General features: G+C 33.8%; 1 protein-coding gene. It reads right to left on the reverse strand.

Translation table 11 applies throughout. The features are described from left to right. Window positions 1–7 precede the first annotated feature (7 nt). Window positions 8–275 (reverse strand): IS30 family transposase (locus P20495_RS21210; RefSeq protein WP_033016568.1); only part of this gene is annotated, 268 nt, incomplete at its 5' end.

The following is a 275-nucleotide window of genomic DNA, read 5'->3' on the forward strand; positions in this document are numbered from 1 at the left end:
GGTGATATCAAGTGGTCAGTGCAACATGGTTTTTAATCATATCATTAGGAGTTAAATAGTTTAATATCCTTCTTGGTCGATTATTTAGTTTATTAGCGATTTTATCTAAATAACTTTGGTCAAAGCCATGTAGACTTGTCTTTTTGGGGAAGTACTGCCTTAATAGGCGATTTGTATTTTCATTTGTTCCCCTTTGCCACGGACTACTCGGGTCACAAAAGTAAACATCTGTATTCGTATTTTTAGTAAATCTTTTATGGTCTGCTAATTCCATT

The sequence above is a fragment of the Pseudoalteromonas sp. BSi20495 genome, assembly GCF_000241185.1.
Lineage (GTDB): Bacteria > Pseudomonadota > Gammaproteobacteria > Enterobacterales > Alteromonadaceae > Pseudoalteromonas > Pseudoalteromonas fuliginea.